The 5,957-nt window shown below is 65.4% G+C and carries 4 protein-coding genes; 3 read left to right on the top strand and 1 reads right to left on the bottom strand.

Annotation, left to right across the window (positions count from 1 at the left end; genetic code table 11):
* The 3 genes from DY467_RS25050 to DY467_RS25040 form a co-directional block, all read left to right on the top strand.
* On the top strand, nt 1-404 hold a 404-nt coding region (locus tag DY467_RS25050; RefSeq protein ID WP_164639735.1), incomplete at its 5' end, for an endonuclease domain-containing protein.
* On the top strand, nt 404-2,704 hold the full coding sequence (gene glyS, locus DY467_RS25045) for a glycine--tRNA ligase subunit beta (protein WP_164639733.1): 2,301 nt from the start codon (nt 404-406) through the stop codon (nt 2,702-2,704). The genes DY467_RS25050 and glyS, both read left to right, overlap by 1 nt.
* 720 nt (nt 2,705-3,424) lie before the next feature.
* Nucleotides 3,425-4,531: a hypothetical protein gene (locus DY467_RS25040; RefSeq protein WP_164639731.1), complete on the top strand. Its 1,107-nt coding sequence runs from the start codon at nt 3,425-3,427 to the stop codon at nt 4,529-4,531.
* A gap of 13 nt (nt 4,532-4,544) precedes the next feature.
* On the opposite strand, the gene DY467_RS25035 is transcribed toward DY467_RS25040, so the two are convergent.
* Nucleotides 4,545-5,831: an MgtC/SapB family protein gene (locus DY467_RS25035; protein WP_234820109.1), complete on the bottom strand. Its 1,287-nt coding sequence runs from the start codon at nt 5,829-5,831 to the stop codon at nt 4,545-4,547.
* Nucleotides 5,832-5,957 lie beyond the last annotated feature (126 nt).

Here is a 5,957-nt window from a genome sequence, read left to right as displayed (position 1 = left end):
GTGCCACTGCGAACAAACTGCGGGCTAACAGCACCGCTGCCGAAGACATTCTATGGCGGCGGTTGCGACGAATGAATGTGGAAGGAAGTCACTTCAGACGGCAGGTGGTGATCGGGCCCTACATCGCCGATTTCGCCTGCCTCGCGAAGCGACTGATCATCGAGGTGGACGGATCACAACACGGCGACGAAGACGGCCTAAAGCGTGACGAAGTGCGAACGCAATGGCTGCAGTCGGAGGGCTACCGGGTGATCCGATTTTGGAACAATGATGTGATGAGCAAGACCGACGCCGTGATGGACGCCATCTACAACGCGACCGCTGTCACCCCACCCCGCCTGCCTTCGGCAGGCGACCCTCCCCCTCCAGGGGAGGGTGAAGCCCTGCGCGGGGAGGACAAGTAATGCCCGACCTCCTCCTCGAACTGTTCTCCGAAGAAATCCCGGCGCGGATGCAGGGGAAGGCTGCTGATGATCTGAAGCGGCTGGTCACCGACAAGCTGGTCGCCGAAGGTCTCGTCTATGAGGGTGCCAAGGCGTTTGCGACGCCGCGGCGGCTGACGTTGACGGTGCATGGCATTCCGGCGCGGCAGCCGGATTTGAAGGACGAGCGCAAGGGGCCGAAGGTCGGCGCGCCGGAGGCGGCGGTGCAGGGCTTTTTGAAGGCCGCGGGGCTGGCCTCGCTCGACGAAGCCAAGATCCAGAAGGACCCGAAGAAGGGTGACTTCTACGTCGCGCTGATCGAGAAGCCGGGCAAGCCTGCGATCGACGTGATCGCCGAATTCCTGCCGGTGATCGTGCGCACCTTCCCGTGGCCGAAGTCGATGCGCTGGGGCGAACGCTCCCGCAAGCCGGGCGCGCTGCAATGGGTGCGGCCGCTGCATTCGATCATCGCGACCTTCGGCATGGAGACCGAAGAGCCCGACGTGGTGCATTTCAACGTCGACGGCATCGAGGCGGGGCAGACCACGCGCGGCCATCGCTTTATGGCACCGGCCGAATTCAGCGTGCGCCGGTTCGAGGACTACGAGGCCAAGCTGTTCGCTGCCAAGGTCGTGCTCGATTCCGCCCGCCGCAAGGACATCATCCTGGCCGATGCGAAGACGCTGGCGCAGGCGCAGAACTACGAACTGGTCGAGGATCAGGGGCTGCTCGACGAAGTCTCCGGCCTGGTCGAATGGCCGGTGGCGCTGATGGGCTCGTTCGACAAGGACTTCCTATCGATCCCGGACGAAGTGATCCGCGCCACCATCCGCGCCAATCAGAAATGCTTCGTGGTCGCCGATCCTGCGACCGGCAAGCTCGCCAACAAGTTCATCCTGACCGCGAATATCGAAGCCAGCGATGGCGGCGCCGCGATCACGGCCGGCAATGAGCGCGTCATCCGCGCGCGGCTCTCGGACGCCAAGTTCTTCTACGAGACCGATCTGAAGACCAAGCTGGAAGACCGGTTGCCGAAGTTCGATCAGATCGTGTTCCACGAAAAGCTCGGCACCCAGGCCGAGCGCATCGCCCGCATCGAGCGCCTCGCCGCCGAGATCGCGCCGCTGGTCGGTGCCGACGTCGAGAAGACCAAGCGTGCCGCGAAGCTCTGCAAGGCGGATCTGCTGACCGAGGTTGTCGGCGAATTCCCCGAGCTGCAGGGCCTGATGGGCAAGTACTACGCGCTCGCCCAGGGCGAAGATGCCTCTGTCGCCGCAGCGTGCGAGGAACACTACAAGCCGCAGGGCCCGAACGATCGCGTGCCGACCGATCCGGTGAGCATCGCGGTGGCGCTCGCCGACAAGCTCGACACGCTGGTCGGGTTCTGGGCGATCGACGAGAAGCCGACGGGGAGTAAGGACCCGTATGCGCTGCGGCGGGCTGCGCTGGGGGTGATTAGGCTTGTTTTGGAGAACGGATTGCAGATTGCGCTTGAGGTCCTCCTCAAGGAAGCGTGTTTTCCAATTCTGCGATCGTTCCAGACTGAGGATCTTTTCGTATTAGTGCGTCAGTCGAAGGGCATGGGCTATTTAACTATCGATGAGATTTTCTCGGAAGGCTCTCGGTTTGGAGACAGGGTGGATGCTTCAGCGCGGGTGCTCATTTGCCGGCTGAGGCAGGGGTCCGCTAAGGCTGGTGTCATGAACATTGGAAAATATGAGGTCTGTCGAGAACTTCCTCCCCCCGAGGAGACGGCGGTTGACCTCCTGTCCTTCTTCGCCGACCGCCTCAAAGTCCAACTCCGCGATCAGGGCGCGCGACACGATCTCGTCGATGCGGTGTTTGCGCTCGAAGGTCAGGACGACATCCTGATGATCGTCCGCCGCGTCGAGGCGCTCGCCGCGTTCCTCGCCACCGACGACGGCAAAAACCTGCTCGCCGGCACCAAGCGCGCCGCCAACATCCTGCGTATCGAGGAGAAGAAGGACGGCCGCGCCTTCGACGGCGCGCCGGATGCGTCGCTGTATGCGCAGGACGAGGAGAAGGCGCTGGCGGCCGCGATCGATCGTGCCAAGGCCGACGCCGGCGCAGCCGTCGCCAAGGAGGACTTTGCCGCGGCCATGACCGCGATGGCTGGCTTGCGGCCGGCGGTCGATGCGTTCTTTGACAAGGTCACGGTCAATGCCGACGACAAGGCCGTCCGCGAAAACCGCCTGAAGCTGCTCAACGAAATCCGCGCCGCGACCCGGGCGGTGGCGGACTTCTCGAAGATCCAGGACTAACGGCGGCTGTTGGTCCGCCGCGCCAGCCGCTGCCACGCCACGTCATTGCCGGGCTCGACCCGGCAATCCATCCTTCTTCTCAAGGTGTCTTCGCAGAAACGCTACGCGCGTGATGGATGCGCGGGTCGAGCCCGCGCATGACGCCGGGTGTGGGGCTGCCTCCTTGCCGCGGCTGCCGTCACGTCATTCCGGGGCTCTCGCGTCAGCGAGCGAACCCGGAATCCCGATGTGATCGTGCACGGCAACCGCCACGCGCCTCGCTGCGTCACCCTCTGCAATAACTTCGAGATTCCGGGTCTGCGTGCTGTCGCACGCATCCCGGAATGACGGTGCTGTTGGCGAGGGGGCCCTGCGTCTGGTGCTCCACTCCACAGGGAGTCATTCCGGGGCGCTCGCGTCAGCGAGCGAACCAGGAATCTCGATGTGGTCGTGCACGGCAACCGCCACGCGCCTCGCTGCGTCACCCTCTGCAATAACTTCGAGATTCCGGGTCTGCGTGCTGTCGCACGCATCCCGGAATGACAGTGCTCTTGGCGAAGCGGAGCGCCCCGGAATGACGGGGGAGGAGGGCGTGTCCTCAAGGACGTCCCGCGTCCCCCTCAAAAGCTGCACCGATCAGCAACATTGCGAAACAATTAACCGGTCGTTAACCATGTCCTGACAGGTTGGCTGGCGGTAACGGTTCCTTAACCGTCCTCCTCGGCAGCGGGGCGCAATGCCATGACCAGCATCACCAACGGCTTGAACAATTACGCGCAATACGGTGCCGCCTATGCGCGGACCGCGGGCGCGCAGACCTCGCTGGCCACGATCCTGAACGGTACCAGCGACGACGTGCTGCCGGGCGCCAGCAGCAATGCGGCGACGCAGCTGACGCTGTCGGCGGCCGCGCGGGCCCAGCTCGCCAGCGGCTCGTCGAAGGATTACTCTGCGGTGATCAGTGACAGCCGCACCGCGATCGACAAGCTGTACAAGGCGGCGGGCGTCACCGCGCCTTACGACGACAGCGGCAAGCCGAAGATCGACCTGTCGGGGCTCGACCGCCGGGCGCTGTTCGCCATCGCCTCCAATGCCGGCGGCCGGTTCACCGACGCCGAGCAGACGTTGGCGGCGACCACGCGGATCGCGCAGTTCAACGACGCGCTGTCGCCGGCGACACAGACCGCCAAGCTGATCGGCGATTACAGCACCGTGTACAAGGCGGCTGCGAGCTATCTCGATGGCGCCTCGGGCGAAGAGAAAGCGACCGCGACCTGGCAGGCCGAGCGCGCCGCGATCACCAAGGGCCTGGCAGCGACCCAGGCCGATCCGTCGAAGATCCCAGCCGGCATCAGCAACGATCCGGTGGCGGCCTATCTGGCGCGCTATCCGTCCGGCAGCGCCACCACGGCCACGAAGGATTTCGGCAGCGTCGCCAAGCAGGCGCGCGCCACGCTCGACGACCAGGCCGCCCAGGCGACCGCCGCCGGCAAGCTGCTGGTGTACGATCCGGCGCGCAAGACCGGCCAGCAGGCGGATCTGTCGGTGCTCGACAATCGCTCGCTGTCGGCGATCTCGCTCAACAAGGACGACCTGTTCTCGCAGGAAGAGGTGTTCGCCGCCAAGCGCGAGCTCGATGGCCGTAACCGCGCCAGCATCCTCACCGCGCTGAAGCAAAGCCAGACCTCCGGCAATCCGGCGGATTTCAGCCTCGGCCTGCTCAACGCCTATTCGGGCATGAGCGCAGAGGAACGCACCGCGACCAACTGGACGCCGGCGTTCCGCGACAACGCGGTGCAGAGCTACAAGGCGACCACGTCGCTGCTGTCGATGCTGAAGCGCGGCTAGCGCTCGCCGCCGCTCAAGCCGCGATCTTCGCCAGCCACGCCGCCAGCGCGACGCCGGCAATCGCCAAGGCCACCAGTATCACCGCGCTCTGCCAGGTGCGCCGGCCGCCGAACGCCACCGCGTAGGCGGCCTTCAGGACATTGTTGGACGATGCCGCGATCAGGACCGCGATCGCCACCGCATGTTCGCCGATGCCCGCGGTGCCGCCCTGCGCGAGGTTGAGCACGAAGGGATCGATGTCGGAAAAACCGACGATCGCTGCCAGCCAGTAGATGCCCTGCGTGCCGAATTCGGTTTTGACCCAGGTCGAGGCCAGCGAGATCGCCACGAACAGGGCTGCGAACACCGCCGCGGCGCCGAGTTCGAGCGGGTTGCCGCGCTCCGATGGCTGGGTGGCTTCGCCGCTGGGCGCCTTGATGATGAGGTATTGCAGCGCTGCGATCGCCAAAGCGACCGCCGCAAGCCCCAGCATCGGCGCAGCCAATGCACGCGCCAGCGTCATGTTGAACACAGCGATCACCACCAGGATGCGCAGGTACATGATGCCGGTCGCCAGCGTGATACCCGCCGTCGCCTGGCGGCGGAACGACTCGCTGACGGCGGCCTGCCGCGCCAGCACCACGGTGGTGGCGGTCGAGGAATACAGCCCGCCGAGGCCGGCCATCCACAGCCCCTGCGCGGCGCGCTGCCAATAACGCTGCGCCAGATAGCTCGCGTACGACAGTGCCGACACCAGCGTCAGCGCCAGCCAAACCTGCCGCGGCGTGATGCTGGTGAGTGAAGTGACAGGCTCGGCCGGTAGCAATGGCAGCACGACACCGCTGAGGATCAGAAACTGTGCCGCGGTGGTAATCTCGCGGGTATCGACCTTGCGCACCAGCCGGTGCAGCCAGTCGCGGCTGGTGAGCAGGATCACCGCCGTGACCGTGATGCCGACCGCGACCCAATGCGGCAGCGCCAGCGCGATCGCCCCGAGCAGATAGGCATGGACGTTGAGCAGCAGCACGACGAGCCCGGCATTGCGTTCGCCCTGGTCGTCGCGCTCGCGCAAATGCACCGTGTAGAAGATCGACAGCCAGACACCGAGCACCAGCAGGCCGCCGGTGAAGGCGACCAGGTGGGTGGGGTCGAGCCAGTACAGCACGCCGCCGCCGAGAGATAGCAGTGGAAAAGTGCGGACGCCGCCCGGCCGCGCGGATTTGCGCTGCTCGAAGAAATCTTCGAACGCGAAGCCGAGAAAGAAACTCAGCAGCAACAACAGCGCGAGGCTGTGAACGGACGGTGTTGCGATCATCGGCATCGGCGAAGCCGCATCTGCGCGGGAGGACGTCGGCGCGGCAGAGCACCGCGACGCCGGCGCGAGAGCCGAGCCGGTGCCGGAACTCTAGCAGGTGGGGCGATGCGGGAGAAGCAATCGGAAGGGGAG

It is taken from the genome of Rhodopseudomonas sp. BR0G17 (genome assembly GCF_010907025.1).
Classification (GTDB): domain Bacteria; phylum Pseudomonadota; class Alphaproteobacteria; order Rhizobiales; family Xanthobacteraceae; genus Rhodopseudomonas; species Rhodopseudomonas palustris_H.
Note: the sequence above shows the minus strand (reverse complement) of the source record. Positions and strands in the feature narration are given on the sequence as shown.